21 protein-coding genes are annotated in these 23,450 nt (G+C 59.9%); 14 read left to right on the forward strand and 7 right to left on the reverse strand.

Annotation, left to right across the window (positions count from 1 at the left end; genetic code table 11):
- The first annotated feature begins 88 nt into the window (after positions 1-88).
- Both JDW18_RS03340 and JDW18_RS03345 read left to right on the forward strand, forming a co-directional pair.
- Complete coding sequence (locus tag JDW18_RS03340; protein WP_218242335.1) at positions 89-1,003, forward strand: LysR family transcriptional regulator; 915 nt, start codon at positions 89-91, stop codon at positions 1,001-1,003.
- 152 nt (positions 1,004-1,155) lie between these two features.
- On the forward strand, positions 1,156-1,374 hold the full coding sequence (locus JDW18_RS03345) for a hypothetical protein (protein ID WP_218242336.1): 219 nt from the start codon (positions 1,156-1,158) through the stop codon (positions 1,372-1,374).
- A 61-nt stretch (positions 1,375-1,435) separates the two neighbouring features.
- Here the strand turns inward: JDW18_RS03345 and JDW18_RS03350 are convergent, their stop codons facing one another.
- Positions 1,436-1,939: a CreA family protein gene (locus JDW18_RS03350; protein WP_218242337.1), complete on the reverse strand. Its 504-nt coding sequence runs from the start codon at positions 1,937-1,939 to the stop codon at positions 1,436-1,438.
- Between the two features lie 294 nt (positions 1,940-2,233).
- Here JDW18_RS03350 and JDW18_RS03355 point away from each other — a divergent pair, with 294 nt between their 5' ends.
- Entirely contained in the window at positions 2,234-3,427 is a 1,194-nt protein-coding gene (locus JDW18_RS03355) for an MFS transporter (RefSeq protein ID WP_218242338.1), read from the forward strand.
- 146 nt (positions 3,428-3,573) lie between these two features.
- Here the strand turns inward: JDW18_RS03355 and JDW18_RS03360 are convergent, their stop codons facing one another.
- Positions 3,574-5,880, reverse strand: coding sequence for a TonB-dependent receptor (locus JDW18_RS03360; protein ID WP_218242339.1), 2,307 nt, complete (start codon positions 5,878-5,880; stop codon positions 3,574-3,576).
- Between the two features lie 81 nt (positions 5,881-5,961).
- A complete protein-coding gene (locus tag JDW18_RS03365) occupies positions 5,962-6,336 on the reverse strand; it encodes a DUF2946 family protein (protein WP_218242340.1) in 375 nt (124 codons plus the stop codon).
- 220 nt (positions 6,337-6,556) lie between these two features.
- Here JDW18_RS03365 and JDW18_RS03370 point away from each other — a divergent pair, with 220 nt between their 5' ends.
- Together JDW18_RS03370 and JDW18_RS03375 are read left to right on the forward strand one after the other, a co-directional pair.
- The gene (locus tag JDW18_RS03370; RefSeq protein WP_218242341.1) at positions 6,557-7,561 is read left to right on the forward strand and encodes an ABC transporter substrate-binding protein; all 1,005 of its coding nucleotides are present in this window, start codon (positions 6,557-6,559) and stop codon (positions 7,559-7,561) included.
- Positions 7,562-7,577: 16 nt separating this feature from the next.
- Positions 7,578-8,957, forward strand: a complete 1,380-nt coding sequence (locus JDW18_RS03375) for an LLM class flavin-dependent oxidoreductase (RefSeq protein ID WP_218242342.1) — start codon at positions 7,578-7,580, stop codon at positions 8,955-8,957.
- A gap of 50 nt (positions 8,958-9,007) precedes the next feature.
- Here JDW18_RS03375 and JDW18_RS03380 read toward each other — a convergent pair whose 3' ends face one another.
- Positions 9,008-10,609, reverse strand: coding sequence for a rhodanese homology domain-containing protein (locus JDW18_RS03380; protein WP_218242343.1), 1,602 nt, complete (start codon positions 10,607-10,609; stop codon positions 9,008-9,010).
- 10 nt (positions 10,610-10,619) lie between these two features.
- On the reverse strand, positions 10,620-11,243 hold the full coding sequence (locus JDW18_RS03385) for a cysteine dioxygenase family protein (RefSeq protein WP_218242344.1): 624 nt from the start codon (positions 11,241-11,243) through the stop codon (positions 10,620-10,622).
- 252 nt (positions 11,244-11,495) lie between these two features.
- On the opposite strand from JDW18_RS03385, the gene JDW18_RS03390 reads away from it, so the two are divergent.
- Genes JDW18_RS03390 through JDW18_RS03400 form a run of 3 tightly spaced genes read left to right on the forward strand, consistent with a single transcriptional unit; the run spans position 11,496 to position 14,289 of the window.
- Entirely contained in the window at positions 11,496-12,431 is a 936-nt protein-coding gene (locus tag JDW18_RS03390) for an ABC transporter substrate-binding protein (RefSeq protein ID WP_246610252.1), read from the forward strand.
- Between the two features lie 11 nt (positions 12,432-12,442).
- Positions 12,443-13,489 (forward strand): ABC transporter permease, encoded by a 1,047-nt coding sequence (locus JDW18_RS03395; RefSeq protein WP_246610254.1) that lies wholly within the window; start codon positions 12,443-12,445, stop codon positions 13,487-13,489.
- Entirely contained in the window at positions 13,483-14,289 is an 807-nt protein-coding gene (locus tag JDW18_RS03400; protein ID WP_218242345.1) for an ABC transporter ATP-binding protein, read from the forward strand. Before JDW18_RS03395 ends, JDW18_RS03400 begins: the two co-directional genes overlap by 7 nt.
- Before the next feature lie 191 nt (positions 14,290-14,480).
- Here JDW18_RS03400 and JDW18_RS03405 read toward each other — a convergent pair whose 3' ends face one another.
- On the reverse strand, positions 14,481-14,618 hold the full coding sequence (locus JDW18_RS03405; RefSeq protein WP_218242346.1) for a hypothetical protein: 138 nt from the start codon (positions 14,616-14,618) through the stop codon (positions 14,481-14,483).
- Between the two features lie 46 nt (positions 14,619-14,664).
- On the opposite strand from JDW18_RS03405, the gene JDW18_RS03410 reads away from it, so the two are divergent.
- The 6 genes from JDW18_RS03410 to JDW18_RS03435 all read left to right on the forward strand — a co-directional run bounded on the left by JDW18_RS03410 (position 14,665) and on the right by JDW18_RS03435 (position 20,764).
- On the forward strand, positions 14,665-15,456 hold the full coding sequence (locus tag JDW18_RS03410) for a c-type cytochrome (RefSeq protein WP_218242347.1): 792 nt from the start codon (positions 14,665-14,667) through the stop codon (positions 15,454-15,456).
- 117 nt (positions 15,457-15,573) lie between these two features.
- A complete protein-coding gene (locus tag JDW18_RS03415; RefSeq protein WP_218242348.1) occupies positions 15,574-16,695 on the forward strand; it encodes an LLM class flavin-dependent oxidoreductase in 1,122 nt (373 codons plus the stop codon).
- 24 nt (positions 16,696-16,719) lie between these two features.
- The gene (locus JDW18_RS03420) at positions 16,720-17,547 is read left to right on the forward strand and encodes a class II aldolase/adducin family protein (protein WP_218242349.1); all 828 of its coding nucleotides are present in this window, start codon (positions 16,720-16,722) and stop codon (positions 17,545-17,547) included.
- On the forward strand, positions 17,544-18,689 hold the full coding sequence (locus tag JDW18_RS03425) for an acyl-CoA dehydrogenase family protein (RefSeq protein ID WP_218242350.1): 1,146 nt from the start codon (positions 17,544-17,546) through the stop codon (positions 18,687-18,689). Before JDW18_RS03420 ends, JDW18_RS03425 begins: the two co-directional genes overlap by 4 nt.
- 27 nt (positions 18,690-18,716) lie before the next feature.
- Entirely contained in the window at positions 18,717-19,694 is a 978-nt protein-coding gene (locus JDW18_RS03430; protein WP_218242351.1) for a D-isomer specific 2-hydroxyacid dehydrogenase family protein, read from the forward strand.
- Between the two features lie 122 nt (positions 19,695-19,816).
- Positions 19,817-20,764, forward strand: coding sequence for an ABC transporter substrate-binding protein (locus JDW18_RS03435; protein ID WP_218242352.1), 948 nt, complete (start codon positions 19,817-19,819; stop codon positions 20,762-20,764).
- A 70-nt stretch (positions 20,765-20,834) separates the two neighbouring features.
- Here JDW18_RS03435 and cphA read toward each other — a convergent pair whose 3' ends face one another.
- The gene (gene cphA, locus JDW18_RS03440; RefSeq protein ID WP_218242353.1) at positions 20,835-23,405 is read right to left on the reverse strand and encodes a cyanophycin synthetase; all 2,571 of its coding nucleotides are present in this window, start codon (positions 23,403-23,405) and stop codon (positions 20,835-20,837) included.
- Positions 23,406-23,450: the final 45 nt, after the last annotated feature.

The raw sequence follows: 23,450 nt of genomic DNA on the forward strand, positions 1-23,450 counted from the left end.
CCGCGCAGCAGCTGTTGGAGTTTTGTTACCGCGTATATTCGCTCACACGTTCCTTGATTGCTTCTTCTACCTGTCAAACCGATAAGCCATGCTGCACCTGACTTTGCGCCAGTTTGAGATTTTTTGCGCTGTAGCACAGTCAGGAACTACGGTGGCTGCTGCAGAAGCGATAGCGCTTTCGCAGTCTGCCACCAGTGCTGCGCTGCAGCAGCTGGAGTCGGGCTTGGGCGTGCCGCTGTTTGAGCGCGTGGGCAAGCGCTTGGTCCTCAACGATGCGGGGCGCGCCCTGCTGCCGCAGGCGCTGGCAATGCTGGAGCAGGCACGGTGCATTGAGCAGGCGTTTTCCGCCAAGGCCACGAATATGCCGGTGCGCCTGCGCGTGGCGGCCAGCACCACGATTGGCACTTATGCGCTGCCCCAGGTGCTGGCGCGGCTGGCGCAGTCACATCCACTGGTGCGGGTGGATTTGCAGATTGCCAATACGCAGGAAGTGGGCGAGGCCGTGCAGGCGCTGGAAGTGGACATGGGCCTGATTGAAGGCAGCAGCCACTGGCAGGGGCTGGAGGTGGAGCCGTGGCTGCGCGATGAGCTGGTGATCGTCGCATCGCCCCAGCATGCGCTGGCGCAGCAGGCACGCAGCAAGCCGCTGGATGTGAAGGCGCTGCGCAAGGCCCAGTGGCTGCTGCGCGAAGCAGGCTCGGGCACACGAGAGATGGTGGAGCATGCCCTGCTGCCGCATCTGCACCAGTTGCCTGCGGCGGCCACGCTGGGCAGTTCAGAGGCGATTGCACGCTGTGTGGAGCAGGGGTTGGGCATCAGCTGCCTGTCGCGGGTGCTGGTGCAGTCGCTGCTGCAAACGCAGGCGCTGGAGATTCTGCCCACCACGCTGCCGCGCATGTGGCGCAATTTCTCGCTGGTGCAGCGTGCGGGCAAGCGCAGATCGCCTGCGCTGGAGGCATTTGTATCCGCCTGTCATGCCTGTGCACCGCAAGATTCGGTATAAAAACGCCCGATAGTCCATTGGATATAGGCGCTGTCAGCTATGGTTTTTATCAATGACGGTTTCGCTTGTGGCAGCAGTTTTTGGCCCTATATTGCATAGACAAGCCCGGCAACCATCGTGCAGCGCCGGGCGATATCTGTTGGGAGGACACCATGAAAACCATCGATGAAATGCTGCACCTGGACTTGCTGACACAAGAGCAGCATTCGCAGATCAGCCACTGGATTGACAGCGCTGACTCCCCCGAAACCATTTTGCAGATGCCCGCGCCGCTGTGGCAGGCCGTGGAGCGCGCCAGCCAGACCATGGGCGTGAATGAAGACCTGCAGCGCCCGCCTGCGCTGGATGCAGGCGGGCTGCTTTTCAGCTAAAAAAGCTGCTGGCCCCTGTTCGGCAGATCAGGGGCTAAACAGCTAGGGGCTGAGCACGCCCTTATTTTTTGAGCGGAATCGGCGTTGTATGTGGCACAGCCACGGCAGTCACGCTGTTCTGGGGCGAGCCTTCGATGACGCGGTCGGAGTACGTCATATAGACCAGCGCGTTGCGCTTGGCGTCCACCATGCGCACCACGCGCAGGCGTTTGAAGAGCAGCGAGGTGCGCTCGGTAAACACTTCTTCCTGCTGCTTGAGCGGCTCGGTCACCTGAATGGCCGCAGTGGCCTGGCAGACGATGGAGGCTTCGCTGCGATCTTCGGCCAGGCCCAGGCCGCCCTTGATGCCGCCCGTCTTGGCGCGAGAGACATAGCAGGTCACACCTTGCACCTTGGGGTCGTCATAGGCATCGACCACGATTTTGTGGTCAGGGCCAATCCACTTGAAGACGGTATCCACTGCGCCGATTTGTTCAGCGTGGCTCATGCCAACAAAGGCCAGAGTTCCTGCGGTGGCGGCGGCAACGGCCAAAACGGCGGAGAGCAATTTCATGGTGGTTCGCATGGGTGATTAAGGGTTAACCCTTGAGTGTTCGCAGGGCATTGTGCACGATGCGCATCGTAGACCAAGCGCAGTCGCGACAATGTCAGTCTTGCTGCCGAGCAAGCAGGTGGGCTGGCTTTCACGGCCCCGCACCTGCTTTATGCGCACAGGTGTGCTCATGTTCAGCAGGGCCGGGCTGCTGCGCAGTATCTGGCCTTCCCTCCCTCTTTTTGAATGCGCTCCCCCGCTCGGGTGGGCGCTTTTCGGCTTTTCCTCTCTGTCAGCGTCACACCGGTCAGGTGGTGGCGGGTTTTTATGTCGGCTTCTGTTTCTGCGCCCGGTCTGAGCGCTTCTTCTCTGGTGTTGATGGCGCTGGCCTGCGGCCTGTGCGCGGGCGGCAATTATTTCAATCAGCCGCTGCTGCATTCCATCGCACAGCATTTTGAGGTGACCGAGTCCGCAGCCGCCACCAGCGTGACGCTGGCGCAGGTGGCCTATGCCTGCGGCTTGCTGCTGCTGGCGCCGCTGGGCGACAAGCTGCAGCGCCGGGGGCTGGCCGTCTCGCTGATGCTGCTGGCGGCTGTGGGGCAGGCGCTGTGCGGGCTGGCGGGCAATCTGAACCTGTTTTTGCTGGGCACGTTGATGGCGGGCCTGTTCTCGGTGGCGGCGCAGGTGCTGGTGCCTATGGCGGCGGCGCTGGCGCAACCGGGGCAGAGCGGGCGTGCCGTGGGCTGGGTGATGAGCGGGCTGCTGCTGGGCATTTTGCTGGCACGCAGCGTGGCCGGTGTGGTGTCAGACACCTGGGGCTGGCAGGCCGTGTACCAGGGCGCGGCGCTGGTGATGGCGGTGGTGGCGCTGTGGCTGTGGAAGGCCTTGCCTGCATCGCGCAACCCCAGCCCTGTGAGTTATCCCCAGGTGCTTGCCAGCATGTGGCAGTTGCTGCGCAGCCAGCCGGGCCTGCGCCAGCGCACGCTGGTGAGCGCTTTGGCGTTTGCATCGGTCAGCGTGCTGTTTTCCACCATGGCGCTGCAGCTGTCCAGGGGCCCGTTGGGGCTGGATGATGGCCAGATTGGATTGATCGGTCTGGCGGGCGCTGCCGGTGCGCTGGTGGCCACGCAGGCGGGCCGGCTGGTGGACAAGGGACTGGGCCGTGTCAGCTGCGCAATTGGTGCGCTTGCCCTGCTGCTGTCCTGGCCCATGCTGTGGTGGGGCGGCGCACACTTGGGCTGGTTTGTGCTGGGCATGGTGGTGATTGATCTGGGCCTGCAATGCCTGAACATCACCAATCAGGCCACCGTGGCGCAACTGCTGCCCGCAGCGCGTGGGCGCATGAATGCTGTCTATATGACGGGCTACTTTACGGGCGCAGCGGCAGGCTCGGCGCTGGGTACGCTGGCCTGGCGGCTGGATGGCTGGCAAGGCGCGTGTGCGCTGGGTGTGGTGCTGGCGGTGATGGCAGGTCTTGGCACTTTCAGCATGCGCAAGACCCACCGTTTGCAAGCCGCTTAAGAGCCGGTAACAGCACCCAGCAAACCGAAGGTTTGCGATTGAGACGAGGCGCCGGGCCGCGTCAGGCAAAGCCGCAGGCAGAAAAGTACGACCAGGCTAGGCGCCCCCGACGAAGCAACGACGTATCAAGGGTGGTGTTAGCGGGTCTAAAGATCCCAGCGCAGCGAGGCCGTGTAGGTCCGCTGCGGGTAGGGGTGAAAGTTCCAGTACTGGTAGTTGTTGAGGTTGTCTATGCCAAAGGCCGCCGACAGCTGTTTGTCTATTTGATAGCGTGCACGCAGATCCACAGTGAAGTATTTGCTGGCCCCCATATAGGTGCTGGCATTGACATCGCTGTTGTCCAGATTAGAGAACTGGCGACCGCTGTAGCGTGCAGCCACCGTCAGTGCCCAGCGGTCTGTGGGCTGATAGGTGGCCCAGGCCGTGGCACGCCAGCGTGGCACGCGGGGCTGCCATTTGCCCACGCTGGCGGGGTTGGCGGCATTGGCCACGATTTTGGAATCTGCAAAAGTCATGCTGGCGCCCAGATCCAGCCCGCGAACCCATACCGATTGGGCGGAATACGCCAGCTCAAGCCCCGTGGTGCGCACCTTGTCCACGTTTTGCACGGCAGAGGTGGTGGTGCCGGGAATAAGCTGGCTGTAAAGCGCATCGCGTGTGCTTTCGTGAAACAGCGTGGCGCGCAGCAATCCATTGCCCAAATCCTGTTCGGCAGATAGCTCGCTAGTCCAAGATTTTTCAGGGCGAAGATTCGGGTTGTTGATAAATGACAGCGCACCACCCGAAGTCGCGCCATACAGCTCGCCCACAGTGGGAAAGCGCACAGATCGGCCCAGCGATGCCTTGAGCGTGGTGTGGCTGGCCACCTGCCAGGCCAGCGCGGCCTTGGGCGAAAAATGCGATTCGCTGCGCTTGTCGTTGCCCAGCTGGCTGCTGGCTGTGGCGGTGTGGCCGTCGCTGGCCGTCCAGTCTTCCCAGCGCAGGCCCAGCACGGCTTTCCATTGGGGCGATAGCTTCCAGCTGTCTTGCGCCCAGAGGTAGCGGGTCTCGCTGCGCCCGCCCACCTGGCTGACCAGTGCCTGCGGATTGGCGGCACCGGATTGCCAGTCGCCCAGCACACCGTATTTGCTGATGTTCAGCTTGTAGGCATCGCGGCCAGCGCCAAAGTCCACGATATGCGTGCCTTGCAGACCATCGGGGCGCCAGGTGCCTTTGGCGGCCAGCGTGTTCCAGCCTGTGCCGTCTTGATCTTGCAAGGTGCCTGCGCCGCCCGCGGCAGCGGCAGGCAGGGCAATGGTGGGCACGCGTTGCTGGTCCTTGCCGTAGTCATACAGGCTGGCGCTGAGCTCCCAGTCAAGGTTGCCCTGTGTATGGCTTTTGAGCGATGCGCCATGCATGGTGTGCGTCTGGCTGTCGTTGCTCTGGCCAAACGCGGTATCGGCTAGCTTGTAGGTTTTGCCGTCGATATTGATATTGCCGCTGTAAATGGTCTGGCCGTCTGGGCCTTTGAGATAGCTCTCCGACCGGCCCTTGGCGCTGTTCTGCCACCAGCCCAGTGTGTAGCTGGCGCGTAGCGTGGGCGTGATGTCATAGGCCAGCTTGATTTTGGCGTGATCCTGCTGTGTGCGGTACTGCGTGCCAGCACCGAGGAGGTACCAGGGCTGGTTCGTAGTGTTCAGGCCAGAGATGGCCCCGCTGACTGGGGTACCTTTTGTGCCAGAGGCGCCTGCAGACTGCAGCACAAACGGGAAGGTCAGCGGCTGGCTGTTGCTATCCGTATGGTTGAGATTGATCCAGAACGACCAGGGGCCGCTTCTGCTGCCGATGGAGGCACTGCTGTTCCAGCTGCTGTAGTGGCCGCTGCTGCCCAGAACGCTGCTGGGCTGGGACGAATAGCCCGCTGCCACATGGGCTTCTAGCTTGTCAGGCATGCGCGTCACATAGTCAACCACCGCACCGGCCGAGTTGCCGGGGTAGGCCGCAGAGAACGGGCCGTACATCACATCCACACGCTCGATTTCCTCGGGCGTCACCAGCCCCCAGCGCGGCGCGTAGTTGCTGCCATTGGCAATGCCATTGCCCAGATAGTTGGACAGCAGAATGCCATCCGCATAAACGGCAGAGCGTGCGCTATTGCCCGTGCCCGAGGCGCGTGTGGACAAGATGGCGTGGTTGTAGTCGCCGATATAGCGCTTGCGCACCAGCAGACTGGGCATGTACTTGAGAGCATCTTCGCTGTCCGTGGCGTTGATGCGGGTCTCGATTTCCTCGCGCGTGATGCCCTCGATGGTGGTTGGAATCTGCGTGGGCAGCGAACTGGGCTGGCCACCGTTGACGGTGACTACGCCCAACTCTCGACTGCGTTCGGGAAGGTTGATGGATGCAGCTGTGCTCTGCGCCAGGCACGGCAAGGCGATACCACTCACCACGAGTAGCAAAAAATGCTTTTTCATGAATTTACCCCGGAGCGTTTGGCTCCTATGAAACTGATAGCGGCTAGCGCAAGCAATGCTTAGGCTTAAGCCGGAAATGCTTCAAAAAAGGGCAGGTGGCGGCCCGCGTGCGGGCAGAGGTGCGGCAGTGATGGCCGCAATGCGAGCGCGTTCTACCGGCTGCAGCGCATGCCACAGCGGTGACTCGGTAGGCGGTGGCAATTGCAGCGCGGGCGGTGGTGGAGCGGCCAGTGGCAGGCACATGGGGCAGTCCAGGTGGCCTGCGCCCAAGGTGTTGTTGCCGTCTTTGCCTTTGACGATCAACTTGACCGAACCTGTGCTGGTGCAGATCAGCTCGAAAGCCTTTCCCTGAATCAGTGGAGATGCCGCAGCCACACCTACAGACAGCGTGAACCATGCCAGAACCCAGAGGCCCAGCAAGCGAACAGCAATCTGGCGAAAGCGAAACAAATCCATGAAGAGGAAACAGGTCGGTCAGCAGGTTCGAAGAGCTTGCGCATCATAAGCGAGGCGATGTTCTGCACAGTAGCTGCATGCACCTGAAGCTGGCGCATATCCATATCTGTTTTCCTTCCTTCGCGGGCGCTGGCCAAACTTCTAGAGTCATTCCATGAGTCGCTGACCTCGATCATTTTCCGAGCGAGGTGGTGTCGACTAATGCTTCTTGAACGGCTTTATGGAACAGCTTCTACATTCTTCGTTTTTGCCATCCCGGCGCCGCCTGCTGCAAGGGGCAGGTGCTTTGTCTCTGGCATCCGTGCTGCCCGGGGCTGCCTTTGCCCAGAGTGATCTGCGCGGCATTACCTTGCGTGTAGCTACCTATAAAGGTGGCCACAAGACTTTGCTGGAGACAGCGGGCCTTGCGCAGACGCCCTATCAGATTGAGTGGAAGGAGTTCAACTCCGGCGTGCTGCATATCGAGGGCATCAATGCTGACGCACTCGATCTGGGTTCCGGAAGCGAGATACCCGCTGTATTTGCCGCCAAGGCAAAAGCCTCTGTCAAGGTGGTCGGGGTCTATCACGAAGACCTGAACAATCAGGTCACGCTGGCGCAAAAGGATGCACCCATCCATAAGGTGGCAGACCTGCGCGGCAAACGTGTGGGTTATGTGCGTGCCACGACTTCGCATCTGTATCTGTATCAGCAGCTCAAGGAAGCAGGGCTGAGCTTTGATGACATCAAGGCGGTCAATCTCTCGCCTGCCGATGGCCTTTCTGCATTTGCGCGTGGAGATATCGATGCCTGGGCCATCTATGGCTACAACGGCCAGCTGGCACGCACAAAGCACGGCGCCCGCACCCTCAAGACGGCGGTGGGCTATTTGTCTGGCAACTTCCTGATTTATGCCAACCCCAAGGCCGTGGAGGACGCCGGGCGCCAACTGGCCTTGGCCGATTTGCTGCAGCGTCTGCAAAAAGCCTATGTCTGGGGCAATAGCAATTTTTTGGTGTATGCCAAAGCGCAGTCTGCGCAAACACGTGTACCCGTTGGCGATCTGGTCGAGATCTACAACAACCGCAGCCAGAACAGCAGTCTGGTCGCCATCAGCGACAAGGCCATAGAGAGCCACCAGCGTGTGGCGGATGCGTTTCAGGCCATGGGCGTGCTGGAAGCTGGCACGGATGTGAAGCCACTGTGGGACAAGACATTCAACCGTTATCTGGGCGTGAAGGCCTGATGCAAGGAGAAGTTAGATGGGAAAACGACAACTGAAGGCAGGCTTTGTTCTGCATGGCGTGGGAGCGGGATGGGGCGATTGGCGCCATGAGGCCGCGGTCACCGATGGCAGCGTGAATTTCAGCTTTTATCGCGAACAGGCGCAACTGGCCGAAAAAGCGGGCTTTGAATTTCTGTTCGTGGCGGACAGTGTGCACATCACGGAGCGCTCCAGTCCGCATTACCTCAACCGTTTTGAGCCGCTGACCATTCTGTCTGCATTGGCCGGAGCGACTTCTCATATCGGGCTGGTTGCAACCATTACTGCCAGCTATAGCGAGCCATTTACGGTGGCTCGCCAGCTGGCATCGCTGGACCATATCAGCGGCGGTCGTGCGGGCTGGAATGTGGTGACGTCGTGGCTGGATGGCAGTGCGCGCAATTACAGCCGCCTTGAGCACTATGCCCATGATGTGCGTTACCGCCTGGCGGGTGAGCACCTGGATGTGGTGCAGGGCCTGTGGGACTCCTGGGAGGACGATGCTCTGGTGCGTGATAAGGCCAGTGGGCAGTTTTTTGACAAGAAGAAACTGCACAGGCTGGACCACAAGGGCGAGTTCTTTGCGGTTGAAGGGCCGCTCAATATCGCGCGTTCACGTCAGGGGCAGCCGGTGATATTTCAGGCCGGAGCATCAGAGGACGGCAAGAACTTTGCAGCATCCCGCTCGGATGCCATCTTCTTTCATGCCGACACACTGGAGCAGGCGCAGGCCTATTACCGCGATGTGAAGGCGAGAGTCGCAGGGTTTGGTCGTAACCCCGATCAGGTGTTTCTGCTGCCCGGCATTCGCCCCATTGTGGGTCGTACCGAAGCCGAAGCGCAGGAAAAATACCGCATCGCTGCCAGCCTTGTACCTATAGAGAATGCACTGGCAGCATTGGCTAGGCCTTTCAATGATCATGACTTTTCCGTGTATGCGCTCGATGCGTCGTTTCCCGACCTCGGCGATCTGGGGCGCAACAGCCAGCAAGCCGCCAGCGACCGTATCAAGAAGGTGGCGCGCGACAATGGCTGGACCTTGCGTGAAGTGGCGCAGTGGTTTGCCACACCCAAGACAGCGTTTGTAGGCACGGCAGAGCATGTAGCTAACGAGATTGAGCGCTGGTTCAATCACGAGGGGGCTGATGGTTTTAATTTCTTTGAAGCCTTGCCCAATACATCGCTCAAGGACTTTGTGGAGCTGGTCGTGCCTCTGCTCAAACAACGCGGCATCTGGCGCGAGGCATATGAGGCAGATACCTTCCGCGGCAATCTGGGCCTGGGTGTACCCGTGAACCGGAATACCGCAAAGCGCTTGAAGGCTGCCGAGGGAGATTTTCAGCACAGGTCCGAACTGGCCGGACTCGCTGTTGCCTGAGCATGCAGACATGAAAAAAGGCAGCTTTCGAGCTGCCTTTTTCTTGGGGATCAGATGACTCGGAAACCGTGGGTGCCGTCGCGCCCCAATTGTTCTACCAGCCCGAACTCCCAGTCCAGATAGGCCTGCATGGCTTGTTGCGCATTGTCCGTGCCTTCATAGGGGCGACGGTAGCGGTCCACACGCGGGCTGGCCAGGCGCTGCTCGCCAGACTCCACTGGCAGGCCAGCTTCGACCCACGCCTGGTTGCCGCCTTCCAGAACTTCCACCGTGGCTCCGGTAGCTTCGGCAAATTCCTGCACGGCGTACTTGGCCAGCAGGCTGCTGCCGCAGGTCAGCACATAGCGGCTGGCCCTGGGAATATGTGCCAGCGCCTGCGTGAGGTCGGTGCGCAGCGCAAACCATGCGCCGGGAATGTGGCGGCGCACATGGTTAGCGCTGGTGGTCAGATCAATCACCGCAATGCTATCGATGGGTGACTGGGCAATGGCCTGGGCCAGCTCTTGTGGCTTGATCCAGTGAATGGCGGCAGTGGGCTGAGGCAGGTTCTGAGGTGCAGGGCCGGTGGTGGAAAAATCTGCAGCAGACAACCCATCCAGCACATGGGTTTCCCAGCCCATCTGGGCCAGCCATGACGCCGTCATATTGGCCCGCACACCATCATCGTCTGCCAGCACAATTCTGGCGCCCCGCACGGGGGCAGAGAAATCAGTTTCCTGCACCAGCTGGCCGCCTGGTGCGCTGCGAAACCCATCAATATGCCCGGCAGCAAATTCTTCGGGCGTTCTGACATCCAGAAAATAGGTGGTTCGCTGGCCATCACTGCGCCAGCCAGGAATCTGTTGTGCGGTAGCGCGGCGTACACCCGCCTTGTCTGCAACGCTACGGGTCTGAAGACCCGCTGCAAGCAACTGTTCGGGCGCTACAGTTTCAGGTGCGCGGCGGCTGGCGCCATGTTCCAGTGCCTGGCCTGCCAGAGTCCAGCCAATGGTCCCATTGCGCAAGGCAGATATGGGGTTGGGCAGGCCTGCATTGACGAGAGACTGCGTGCCAATGATGCTGCGGGTGCGCCCTGCGCAGTTGACCACGATGCGTGTTGCAGGATTGGGGGCCAGAGTCTGTGCACGCAGCACCAGCTCTGCACCGGGAACGCTGGTACTGCCCGGAATATTCATGGTCTGGTATTCGTCGAAGCGCCGGGCATCGAGCACCACTACATCGGCGTTCTGATCCAGCAATGCCTTGACCTCTTCGGCTGCCAGCGAAGGTGTATGGCGCTTCGATTCCACCAGCTCGCCAAACGACTTGCTGGGGACGTTGACGTCGATGAAAATTTCTGCGCCTGCATCGCGCCATCCCTGCAGACCGTTCTCCAGCAGGCTGACTTGCGTGTATCCCAGAGCCTGCAGACGCTGGAGTGCAATGGCAGCCAGACCTTCGCCATTGTCATAGACCACGATGTTGGTGTTCAGACGTGGAATACGCAGATAGGCATCCAATTCCAGGCGACCCAGAGGGAGGTTGGCGGCGAACAGAGGGTGCCCCTGCGCAAACAGATCTTCCTCGCGCACATCCAGTAGTGCGATTTCATTGCGAGCAAGCAGGGCTTCGCGCACCTGTGCGGTCGTAGTGTGAGTAAAAGCTTGGGTCATGGGAGGGCGATCAATGAAACGTGGCGGGGTGCGATGGAGTTTCGCGAGACAGATCCCAGAGGTTGGGCAATGTGTCGTTGCTGTAGCCGGAGATGAACTGCACTTCGCGGCCATCTTCATTGAAGACGGAGCGCCGCACAGCGCCGATATTGGCTCCATACACATGGATGCTGATGGAGGTCTGATCTGCCAGCGCATTGCTGACCTGATGCACATCCCCAATAGAGGGTGAGACAGCTTCCACATCGCCGGGCTGGAGTACATGAGCTGGGCCGCTGCGTTGCCAGTGTGTGGAGGCATCACGCGTAAAGGCCTGTGATTGCTCAGACCCGCGCAGCATGCCGATCAGTCCCCATACCGTGTGGTTGTGAACAGGTGTTGTTTGCCCTGGCCCCCAGACGAAGCTCACGACAGAGAAACGATTTTGAGGATCTGCATAAAGCAGGTATTGCTGGTAGCGCTCTGGCGATGGCTGGGCATAGTTCTCGGGCAGCCAGTCGTCATGGCGCACCAGCTCTTGCAGCAGTGATGTGCCGCGCTGCAGCAGTGGTGCTTCTTCGGTTTCGTCCTGAACCAGTTGTGTCAGCTGCGCAAGAAAGCGGCGCAGTCTGGCCGGGTTGTGGTGGGTACTCATCGGCGTCTTCAATAAAAGTGAATGCTCAGAGGATTGCAGCAGAAGCACGCGCGATACAGACCGAATACTTTTGCATAAGGATTCTTGTTTTTCTTCGTTGATGCACCGGTGGTGCCATGGGTTCAATGTGGGCTTGGCAATATCGAGAGGAGCGGGTTTATGGCGGTATTCGAACCGGGGCAGTGGAGCGAAGGAGTGGGTTCAGGTCGGCGGAATTTCTTGCGCACGGCTTCTGCTGTGGGGGCTTTGGGAATGGCAGGAATCGGAGGCAGGCAGGTGCTGGCTGCACCACCTGTGCGCAATTTGAAGCTGGCCTGGAACACCAATGCAGTCTGCCTTTCACCAGCGCCTGTGGCAGTGCAGCGCGGCATTTTTGAGAAGCATGGTCTGAATGTGGAGCTGGTCAATTTCAGTGGCTCCACAGACCAGTTGCTGGAGGCTATTGCCACAGGCAAGGCGGACGCGGGCGTGGGCATGATTCACCGTTGGCTGAAGCCACTGGAGTCGGGGTTTGACGTCAAACTGGTGGGTAGCAGCCATGGCGGCTGTGTGCGTCTGGTGGGCTATAAGCCTGCAGGTGCTACGTCACTGCAGGCTCTCAAAGGCAAGACGATTGCCGTGTCGGATCTCAACAGTCCGGGTAAGAATTTCTTCTCGATCATGATGCTCAAGGCAGGGCTGGACCCTGAGAAAGATGTGAGCTGGAGGCAGTTTCCTGGCGATATGCTGGGGGTGGCTGTGGAGAAAGGTGAGGCCCACGCAATTGCCGATGGAGACCCCAATCTCGCCATCATCGAGCGACGCACCAAGGGGCTGGTTGAGCTGGCCACCAATCTGAGTGGCGAGTACGCGACCAAGACCTGCTGTGTGGTGGGTGTAACTGGCAAGCTTGTGCGCAACGAAAAACCAGTGGCTGCCGCATTGGCCAGGGCGATCAATGAGGCCTCTGATTTTGTTGCGAACTACCCCGCTGAAACCGCACGCATTTACAGCGCCTATTCCAAGGTGTCAGAGGCTGATTTGCGAGCTGTGCTGGCAACGCTGACGCACAAGCATCACCCTCAGGGACAGGCCTTGCGGCAGGAAATTGAGTTCTACGCCCGCGACTTCAAGCTGGTTGGCGTGCTCAAGCCTGGGACGGACCCTGCCAGATTTGCTGCCCATGTCCATGCAGATGTTCTGACTTGAGGAGATAGCGCATGAGTGCAGTCAATATCTCGAATGTGCTGAGGCAAGTCGCTCCACCACAAGGCGCGAGCAACCTGTCATGGCGTTCAAGACATGTGAGTCAGTCGATCTGGAAAACAGGGCTGCTTGCCGCGGCTTCCTGGGGAGTGCTTGCGGCAATCACCTTGTATTGGCCGAATACGGTTGTAGGGTTCAGCGACTGGGCGTACACGACGGAGTTTGGGTGGCTGGCGGTTGCTGTGGCAGCGGGGCTTTTTCTGCTGGCGTTGCTACCTTTGGCAGGTGTGCAACTGGCCGCACGGATCAAGGCACTGGGCCCGTGGCTTGTGGTGTTGGGCGCGGCGCTTGCTGTCTGGGAGGTTCTGACTGCCAAGCTTGCGCAACTGCCAACGCCATTCTTTGCCCCGCCACAGAGCCTGATTGAAGTCTTTGCGACGGACGCAGGCAAGTTGTTCGACAGCACGGCCAACTCTTTGCTGCTGCTGGCAGCGGGTATTGGTTTCGGTGCGCTGACGGGCTTTCTGGTTGGTGTATGGATTGGCTGGTCGCGCCAAGCCAGCTACTGGATTCACCCTGTGCTGCGGGTGCTGGGGCCCATTCCCACTACGGCCTTGCTGCCGGTATCGTTTTTCTTTTTTCCTTCGAGTTGGTCAACGGCGGTGTTCCTGATTGCACTGGGTACGGGCTTTCCTGTGGCGGTGCTGACATGGTCCGGAGTATCGGGTGTCAACAAGAACTTCTACGACGTGGCCCGAACCATGGGGGCATCTCCTTGGTTTCTGATTTTGCGTGTGGCAGTTCCAGCTGCCTTGCCGCAGGTTTTTGTGGGACTTTTCATGGGGTTGGGCGCAGCATTTTCTACGCTGGTTGCTGCCGAGATGCTGGGCGTGAAGTCCGGTCTGGGCTGGTATCTGACATGGGCGCAGGGCTGGGCCGCCTATCCCAATATGTATGGCGCGTTGATTGTGATGGCGCTGCTGTTTTCCGGGCTTATCAGCTTGCTGTTTTTGGTGCGTGACCGTGTGCTGCGCTGGCAAAGGGGAGTGGTGAAATGGTAGTGATTCAAAGCCGTGCAGAAGGTGCAGCGGCGGAGCTGGAGCAGGTCGGCGCGCGTATTGAAATCAATGCAGTCAGTCACTGGTTTGGCGATGCTGCAAAACGGCTTCAGGTGCTCGATGAGCTGTCGCTGAGTATTGCGCCTGGTGAGTTTGTCGCCTTGCTGGGGCCCAGTGGTTGCGGTAAATCCAGTTTGCTGCGCCTGGTTGCTGGGCTAGAGCGGCCGGTGGCAGGCGAAATCAGCCATGATGATGTGCGGGTAGAGGATCCAGATCCATCGCGCCTGCTGGTTTTTCAGGACCCGACGCTCTTCCCATGGCGTACGGTCCGAGACAATGTCCTGTTGGGCCTGCAGGCCAGAGGTTTGCAGAAGCAGCATGCAGAACGTGTTGACCAAGCGCTGGCGCTGGTGGGCTTGCAGGACTTTGCGCAGGCATTTCCTCACCAGTTGTCTGGCGGTATGGCTCAGCGTGCTGCGCTGGCCAGAGCGCTGGTCAACGACCCGGAGCTGTTGATTCTCGATGAGCCGTTGGGCAAGCTGGATTCGCTGACCCGGTTGAGCATGCAGACAGAGATTCTTCAGCTCTGGCAGCGTCAAAAATTTTCGGTGCTGATGGTGACCCACGATGTGGAGGAAGCGCTTTTCCTCGCCCAGCGTGTGGTGGTGCTGTCGGAGCGTCCGGCACGCATCAGGGCAGTGCTCAACAACGACTTGCCTTACCCTCGCCAGCGCAGTCATCCGAAGTTGACTGAGCTGCGTCATCAAGCGCTCACGCTGCTGGGGCTGGATGCAAGCTGGTAATTTGGTGCTAGCTGGGAGTCAGTTGATATGACGGATGAGGCGGTGGCCAAGCTGCTTGAGATATTGCAGCAAGGCCAGCTCTGGCTAGCCAGTGGGCTTGAAACACTGGGATTGACTCAGGTTGTTCATGGCCAGGCGGCGTGGCCCTTCAGCCAGCGCTTCGCGGCGGAGCAGCTCTTGTTTGATCACGGTCAGGCAAAGCGTTTGGTCTGGGCTGCCTGCGCATCGACGGCTTTGCTGCTGATGGCGCTGCTGATGATCTGGTGGCGAACAAAGCCGCGCCGGGTCTTGGGGCTGTTGCTGGTGTCTTTGCTCGTTGGTTTGTGCACGCCTTGGCCCTTGTGGGCACTGCTGTTTGCACCAACTGTGCCTACCGTGTTTCATCACAGTGCGGTGCCGCTGACTGCACATAGCGTGGTGCGTGGTCAGCAGTTGTACCAGACGCATTGCCTGGAATGTCATGGGCCTCAAGGTGACGGCGATGGAGCGCTGGCGCAACTGCAGCCGGTGTGGCCGCCAACATTGAATCGGTCACTTCTGTGGAAGCGCTTCGAAGGTGAACTGTTCTGGAGCGTGCGCCACGGCATGCACGACAGGTATGGGCGGATCACCATGCCTGCTGCGGATGCGCATCTCAGCGATGAAGAAATCTGGGATGTGCTGCACTTTGTTCGCGCACAGTCAGCGGGGCAGTCACTTCAGCGCGAAGGACTGTGGCCTTTTCCTGTGCGCATGCCTGCATCCTCTGTTGTTTGTGGTCATCAGCAGCGCAGGTCGGACCATTGGCGTGGGCAAACTGTGAGAGTGGTGTTCCCGGGGACGGAGGCTTTGCACGAGGATCCTCGTTTGGTGACGATCTCCATCGGAGCAGCGGATGGTATTGATTGCAGCAGTACGGATGCTGATACGCGCAGCTTGCTGTCGATATTGACGGGCCAGCAGGTGCACGAGCTGGCGGGCTATCAGTGGCTGGTGGATCGGCAAGGCTGGTTACGGGCGTTGTCCAGACCTGGCAGTGGTGGCTGGAGTGAGGATGACCTGGTGTGCCGCACTAATGCTGCGCAAGTGGAGCTGGGCCAGCCACCGTCGCAGGATGGCTTGCAGGCGGTGATTCGGCGCATGGATGCAGAACCTGTGCGTGCCGTGATCGCCGGCTTTGCGCATTGAATGGCTGGCACGGTTACTTCATGCGAAAAGCGGATGTGATTACGCGTTTTTCTTCGTTGGTGGACTGGCGCCTGAGACCTATGGTTGCAGCCATTGCTCCACTTTCAAGGAATACACATGAGCGCACGATTCATAGGCATGATTCAGCCACACGAAGTCTCAGAAACCTTTACAAAAAAAGGACCGGCAGTAGACCCCGCCTATGTGCGTGCATTTGCTCAGGCACATGAATATGCAGGGTTTGATCGGATTCTGGTGCCCGCCAGTGGAAGTGCTCCAGATACTTTGCTGACGGTGAGTTATGCCGCTGCAGCCACCCAGAAGATTCAGTTTTTGCTGGCGCACAGGCCAGGCTTTGTAGCGCCAACATTGGCAGCCCGGCAACTGGCTACGCTGGATCACTACACGGGCGGTCGCGTGGCGGTTCATATCATTTCTGGTGGCTCGGACGAAGACCAGCAGCGCGACGGCGATTTTTTGAGTCATGACGAGCGCTATGCCCGTACAGACGAGTATTTGCAGTTGCTGCGACGTGTCTGGACCGAAGATGAGCCCTTCGACCACCACGGGCACTACTACCAGGCCAAAGCGGTATGGTCTGAAGTCAAACCACTGCAGCAACCGCACATTCCCATTTATTTCGGTGGTGCTTCCGCTCCGGCGCTGGAGGTGGCTGGCCGCCATGCCGATCTGTATGCGCTGTGGGGTGAGTCGCTGGCTCAGGCTTCGGATCTGGTGCAGCGTGTGCGGGCTGCGGCTGCGCAGCACCAGAGAGAGCTTGATTTCAGCATCTCTTTCAGACCGATTCTGGGCGCCACAGAAGGCGAAGCCTGGGATCGAGCGCAGCACATTCTGGAAACAACAAGACGTATCCGATCAGAGCAAAGTTATGCGCGTGGAGGTCCGCAGCAAAGCGAAGGTGCACGCCGTCTGCTGGCCGATGCGGCCCATGGTGACCGCGTCGACGAACGTCTGTGGACTGCTATTGCCCGTGAAACAGGGGGGCGCTCGAACACCACATCGCTGGTGGGCACTGCTGAACAGGTGGCAGATGCATTGCTCAAGTACTACGACCTTGGTATTCACACTTTTCTGATTCGCGGTTTTGACCCCTTACCCGATGTGCTGAGCTATGGGCGCGAGCTGCTGCCGCTGGTTCAGGACAAGCTTGCAAGGCGCAAGCGCAGCTCTGTGGCTGTTCACGCTTCACAGCCCGCCCAGCACGCGCTGGCCGCCTGATACTTTCATATTGACGGATTGCAAATGTCTACTGTGATTGCCTTGCAGGAGCTGGCGACTGGCCAGCAGCTCAACCTTAATCCACACCCCAGACGCCAGGACTGGTTTGAAGGCCCTCTACCCCAGCGCAGCTTGTTGCAGGAGCGGCAACACCGCCGTGAGCAGCTCGCCATCGCATTCAGGCTGTTTGCCCGCCACGGGCTGCATATCGGCATGGCTGGCCACATTACGGCACGTGACCCTGAGTGGAGCGACCATTTCTGGGTGAATCCACTGGGTATCAATTTTTCCCAGATCAAGGTGTCTGACCTGCTTTTGGTCAATTCGGCCGGCGAGATCGTGGTGGGCAAAGGGCCGCTCAATCGTGCAGCGTTTGCGATTCATGCCGCGCTGCATGAGGCCAGACCCGATGTGGTTGCTGCTGCTCATACGCATTCCACTTATGGCAAGGCCTGGTCCACACTGGGGCGCTTGCTTGACCCGCTGACGCAGGATGCCTGCTCTTTCTATGAGGACCACGCGCTGTTCGAGGATTACTCAGGCGTGGTGCTTGAAACCGATGAAGGTGAGCGCATTGCACAGGTACTGGGCCAGCGAAAGGCCGTGATTTTGAAAAATCACGGAATCCTGACGGCGGGCCCCTCTATCGAAGCGGCAGCCTGGTGGTATATCGCGCTGGAAAATGTCTGCCATACACAGTTGCTGGCAGAGGCCGCCGGTACACCTCAGCCCATTTCGCATGAGGTTGCAGTGCGCACGCATGCACAGATTGGTGGCCCGGGTGGGGCATTTCATACTTTCCGCGACCTGGCTGCTGTGATCGTGCGAGATGAAGCAGAGGTGTTGCAATGAACGCTGCCTTGAACCTGCCGGAGCTGGTGCGCGGTCTGGCTGCTGATTTTGCACAGCGTGCTGCAGCACATGATCGAGATGCCAGTTTTCCATTTGAGAACTTTGCGGATCTGCATGCCTCTGGATTATTGAATCTGGCCGCACCTGTCGCCCTGGGCGGACAAGGGGCAACACTGGCGCAGCTCAGCGATGTGATTGGCGCCATTGGTCGAGGTGATCCGGCCACGGGGCTGGTGCTCATCATGCAATTCACGCAGCACCGTGGGCTGGGGCGCCAAGGCAATCGCTGGCCTAGAGAGCTGGCTCAGAAAGTAGTGCGGGATGCTGTTGAAAAAGGTGCGTTGATCAATGCCTTGCGTGTAGAGCCAGAGCTGGGATCGCCTGCTCGCGGGGGATTGCCGGCCACGATTGCGCGGCGAACCCCCGAGGGTTGGCGCGTTTCCGGGCGAAAGCTGTATTCCACGGGCTCTCCTATCCTGAGCTGGTATGCGCTGTGGACTCGTACTGATGAGGAGCAGCCAAGGGTTGGCTATCTGCTGGTGCCTGCAGGTCTTGCTGGTATCAGCATTGAGGAGACCTGGGACCATCTGGGCTTGCGTGCCAGCGGAAGTCATGATGTGGTGTTCGACGATGTACTGGTGCCGCAGGAGAATGCGGTAGACCTGCGTTTGCCCAATGAATGGGTGGGTGCGGACCCGCAGGCGCAAGCCGAGCTTGCCGTGCTGATTTCGGCGCTCTACACCGGTGTTGCAGAAGCTGCCCGTGACTGGCTGCTGGAGTTCCTGCATGCACGCAAGCCGTCTTCCTTGGGGGCGTCATTGGCGAGCTTGCCGCGTGCGCAGGAGCATGTAGGGCGAATTGAAGGCTTGCTGCTGAATAATCGTCGCCTGATTGCAGGTCTGGCCTCTGATCTCGACGGCGGCGCTTTGCCTTTGGCAAACGAAGCGGGCTTGATCAAGAGCCTTTGCACCAACAATGCCGTTCAGGCAGTAGAAATTGCGCAATCACTGACCAGCAATCACGGGCTGACTCGCCATAACCCCTTGGAGCGTCATTGGCGCGATGTGCTTTGCGGGCGGATTCATACCCCGCAGGACGACAGTGTGTGGGTGGCTGCAGGGCGCAAGGCTTTGGGGCTCTGAAACGATGAGCAAAGGAAGAACATCGGTATGACCGCGTCTGCTCGAAAAGTCACAGTGCTCAACCAGCTGGGGCACGACGTACTGTCCTCCTTGCGGGGGGTGAAGGTTCTGGATGCAGGCAGAGACAGGGCGTGGGAGCGTATGCAGGAGGCGGATGTGCTGCTCACTGCTCCACGAAGTGGCTGGCATGGTGCACCTCGCGAGAAGCCACCTGGCTGGCCGGGCCAGCTGCGCTGGATTCATCTGGCTTCGGTAGGCATGGATTATTTTCCCCGATGGCTGTTTGACGATGTGCAGGTCAGTTGCTCACGTGGAGTCGCTGCTGGCCCTATTGCCGATTACGTGCTGTCAGCCCTGCTGGAGCAGTCTCTGGGCCTGAATGCCAGACAGGTGAAGAACGCGTCTGATTGGGGGCGAGAGTCTGCCAGAGTTTTTTCTCAACCCATGGCTGTGCTGCGCAACCAGCGGCTGGGCATTGTGGGCTATGGAGCCATAGGCAAGGCTGTAGCGCATCGCGCCAAGGCTTTTGGCATGCAGGTGCAGGCCCTGCGCAGAACACAGCAACTATCGCCGTCCCATGCGGACGATGGAACTGAATACGCCAGTAGCCTGCAGGCTCTGCTGGGCAGCAGCGATCATGTTGTGCTGGCCTTGCCACTGACGGAGGCGAGCAGGCATTTGCTCAATGCGGATGCCTTCGCGCATTGCAAGCCGGGAATGCATCTTGTAAATGTGGCGCGTGGCGGCTTGGTGAAGCAGGAGGCGTTGCGGCAGGCGCTGGATTCCGGCCTGCTTGCTGCGGCGACTCTGGATGTGACCGAGCCGGAGCCACTGCCCGAAAAACACTGGCTGTACAGTCACCCCAAAATCAGGCTGACACCGCATATTTCCTGGGCTGCGGGTGATGTGCAGGCAAGAATAGGATCCAAGTTTGCTGAAAATCTGCAGCGCTATCGCAATGCGCTGCCGCTGCTGGATCTGGTGGATCTGAGCCGTGGCTATTGAATTTGGGTATCCGCGATTCAGGCACATCGTTTTACGCATAAGCATCTGCAAATAACTCGCTTCACTTGAAGTGCCTTGGCTGCTGCAATGGTTCTTGCATTTCGAAAATGACAAGGATATTTATGCAAAGAAGGCAATTCACCGGACTACTGGGCTCCGTGCTGGCAGGAGTCAGTCTGTCTGAGGCAGTGCAGGCACAGACGCATCGTGTAGAACTGCGTGCCGGTGATCAAAAGGGTGGGCTCAAGGCCTTGCTGGATGCTGCGGGGGAAAGCAAGGGTCTGCCATATGACATCAAATGGAGTGAATTCCCGGCGGCGGCACCCTTGGCGGAAGCTCTCAATGCCAGGGCCATAGATTTTGGCGTGATTGGCGATGCGCCGCTGCTGTTCAGCCTGGCTGCGGGCAGTCAGGTCAAGGCCTTTTCCGCGCAGCGCTCTGATGCCTATGGCACGGCCATTCTGGTTCGACCAGATTCGGCATTCAAATCCATCGCTGATCTCAAGGGTAAAAGCATTGCCACCAATCGCGGCTCCATAGGCCATTTTGTGGTGCTCAAGGCCTTGGATGCAGCAGGTCTTCCTCTGGATTCGGTGCAAATAAAGTTCATTCCACCGGCCGATGCCAAACTGGCTCTGACTCAGGGGGCAGTCGATGCGTGGGCAACATGGGAGCCTTATACGGCGCTGGCGGAAACCAGTCAGCATGCACGCGTTCTGGTGAGCGGACGCGGACTCTGGAGCGGATTGAGCTTTCTTGCAGCCACGGATGTGGCACTGAAAGAAAAGCGTGAAGCCTTGCAGGATTTCAGATTGAGAGTGGCAAGAGCGCAGGTCTGGTCTTATCGCAATGCGAACGCTTATGGGCAGTCGCTTGCCAAAATCATCGGTATTCCTGTCGCAGCGGCCAAGTTGCAATTTGAACGCCGGGCCATGCGATGGCAAAACATTGATGCGCAGGTTATTGCCGACCAGCAGCGCACTGCCGATTTTTATGTCAAGGCAGGCTTGCTCAAGCAAAGGCTTGAGGTGCAGTCCACCTTTGATACCGGATTCAAGCCCCTGGCATAACCGCAAGGGTGTGCCAGCGCACATGAAAAAGCCCCTGATGCAGGGGCTTTTTTTGTGAGTGCGGCAGCGCTTATTGTGCTGCTACGTGCTTGCGCAGATGCTCCAGCGCCTCTTCCACCTGGTCCACCAGCACCAGGCACAGGTCGCCGGGTTGCAGGCGTTCCAGAGCGTGGTCGATGGCGATGAACTCGCCGTGGATTTCGGTGATGTAGCTGGTGCGTGGAGCGCCTTGCAAGCCTTGTTGCAACAGGGCCAGCACTTCGCCGTCTTCACGGCCACGCTGGCAAGCGTCCTGGTACAGGATCACGTCGTCGAACACTTTGCCCAGAATCTGGGTCTGCTCCACGATGTCCTGATCGCGGCGGTCACCTGCGCCGGAGATCACCACGCTGCGCTTTTTGGCGGGCATGGCTTCCACGGCTTGAACCAGGGCGCGCATGGCGTCGGGGTTGTGACCGTAGTCGGCAATGATGGTGGCGCCACGGTAGTCCATCACGTTAAAGCGTGCGGGAGCGTTGTCGCTGTCGTTCAAAAAGCCTGCCAGACCGCGGCGGATGGTTTGCCATGGCAGACCGGATGCCCATGCAGCACCGATGGAGGCCATGATGTTTTCCACCTGGAAGGTGATGGTGCCGTTGCGGGTCAGAGGAATCTCGCGCAGCGGGATCGATTCGCGCCAAGAGCCTTCTGCGGCCACGATATTGCCTTCGTCCACATAGACCACACGGCTGCCTTGGGCGCGGTGCGTGGCCATGACGGGATGGTGGCGGTCGGCGGCAAAGAAGATGACCTTACCGGGGCAGACATGGGCCATATTGGCCACCAGTGGGTCGGCCGCGTTCAGCACGGCGTAGCCATCGGTTGCCACGTTCTGCACGATGACGCGCTTGAGCACGGCCACGTCTTCCTTGGTGGTGATGAAGTTCAGACCCAGGTGGTCGCCTTCGCCCACGTTGGTCACCACAGCCACCTGGCAGCGGTCAAAACCCAGGCCTTCGCGCAAGATACCGCCGCGTGCGCATTCCAGCACGGCAGCATCGGTCTCTGGGTGGGCCAGGGCGTTGCGGGCGCTCTTGGGGCCGGAGCAATCGCCGCTGTCGATCTGGCGGCCATTGACGTAAACACCGTCGGTGTTGGTCATGGCGGTGCGCCAGCCGTGCGAGGTGAACAGATGGGCGATCACGCGGGTGGTGGTGGTCTTGCCGTTGGTTCCGGTCACGGCCACTACGGGGATGCGGCCATCGTCGCCAGGCGCAAACAGCTCATCGACCATGGGCACGCCCACGTTGCGAGGGCGACCAAAAGAGGGCGCCAGGTGCATGCGCAGGCCGGGGGCGGCGTTCACTTCCACAATGCCGCCGCTTTGCTCTTCCAGTGGCTTGAGCATGGTTTCGCACACCACGTCCACGCCGCAGATGTGCAGGCCGATGGTCTGGGCCGCTTCAATGGCGCGGGCGGCGATTTCGGGGTGCACGTCGTCCGTCACATCGGTGGCGCTGCCGCCGGTGGACAGGTTGGCGTTGTTGCGCAGCACCACGCGCTGGCCTTGGGCGGGCACGGATTCGGGCGTCAGGCCTTCGCTGGCAATGCGGGCAATGGCGATGTCGTCCAGGCGAATCTTGGTCAGCGCTGTGCCGTGGCCGGTGCCGCGGCGGGGGTCCTGGTTGACGATATTGACCAGCTCGCGGATGGTGTGTGTGCCGTCGCCTAGTACTTGGGGCGGCTCGCGGCGGGCAGCCGCCACCAGCTGGCCGCCGACGACCAGCATGCGGAAATCGTGGCCGGGCAAAAAGCGCTCAACCATGATTTCATCGCCAAATTCGCTAGCCACTTTGAACGCGGCTTCCAGGCCTTCGCGGGTGGTGATGTTGACCACCACGCCCTTGCCCTGGTTGCCGTCTTGCGGTTTGACCACCACGGGCAGGCCAACTTCAAGGGCCACATTCCAGGCGTCGTCCACGTCCACCACGGGGCGGCCCATGGGCACGGGAACGCCAGCGGCGTGCAGCAGGCGCTTGGTCAGGTCTTTGTCTTGTGCAATCGATTCGGCCACGGCGCTGGTCGAATCAATCTCAGCCGCTTGGAAGCGGCGGGCCTTGGAGCCCCAGCCCAGCTGCACCAGCGAACCGGTGGTGAGGCGGCGGAAGGGAATGCCACGGGCCACGGCGGCGTCCACAATGGCGCCGGTCGATGGGCCGATGCGGTCGTCTTCGTCCAGTTCGCGCAGCTCGGCGATGGTGGCTTCGGCGTCAAAAGCAGTGTCGTTCAGCGCGGCCTGGACCAGCGCCTCGGCGCGTTCCATGGCCAGCTTGCCCACGGCTTCTTCGGTGTACTCGACCACCACCTGGAAGGTGCCGTGCTCCACGGTCTCATGCGTGCGGCTGAAGGTGACGGGGCAGCCTGCCTGGGCTTGCAGCGACAGAGCGGCGACTTCCAGCACATGGGCCAGCGACAGGCGCTGGTCTGCGCCATGGGGCTGCAGTGTGCCGATGGTGGGAAAGCGCGCGCGCAGCTTTTCTTCAAAGCCGGGCATGGCGGTGTACAGCAGCTCGCTGTCTTCGCAGTGCACGATGGACTCGATGGCGGTGCTGCGGGTCCAGAGGTTAGGGCCACGCAGGGCTCGTGTGCGGGTGATCTGCATAGTTTTCTTTCAGCTGGAAATCAAGCTATTTCTTGGCTGGGCACC

Source organism: Comamonas fluminis, from assembly GCF_019186805.1.
In the GTDB taxonomy this organism is placed as follows: domain Bacteria; phylum Pseudomonadota; class Gammaproteobacteria; order Burkholderiales; family Burkholderiaceae_C; genus Comamonas; species Comamonas fluminis.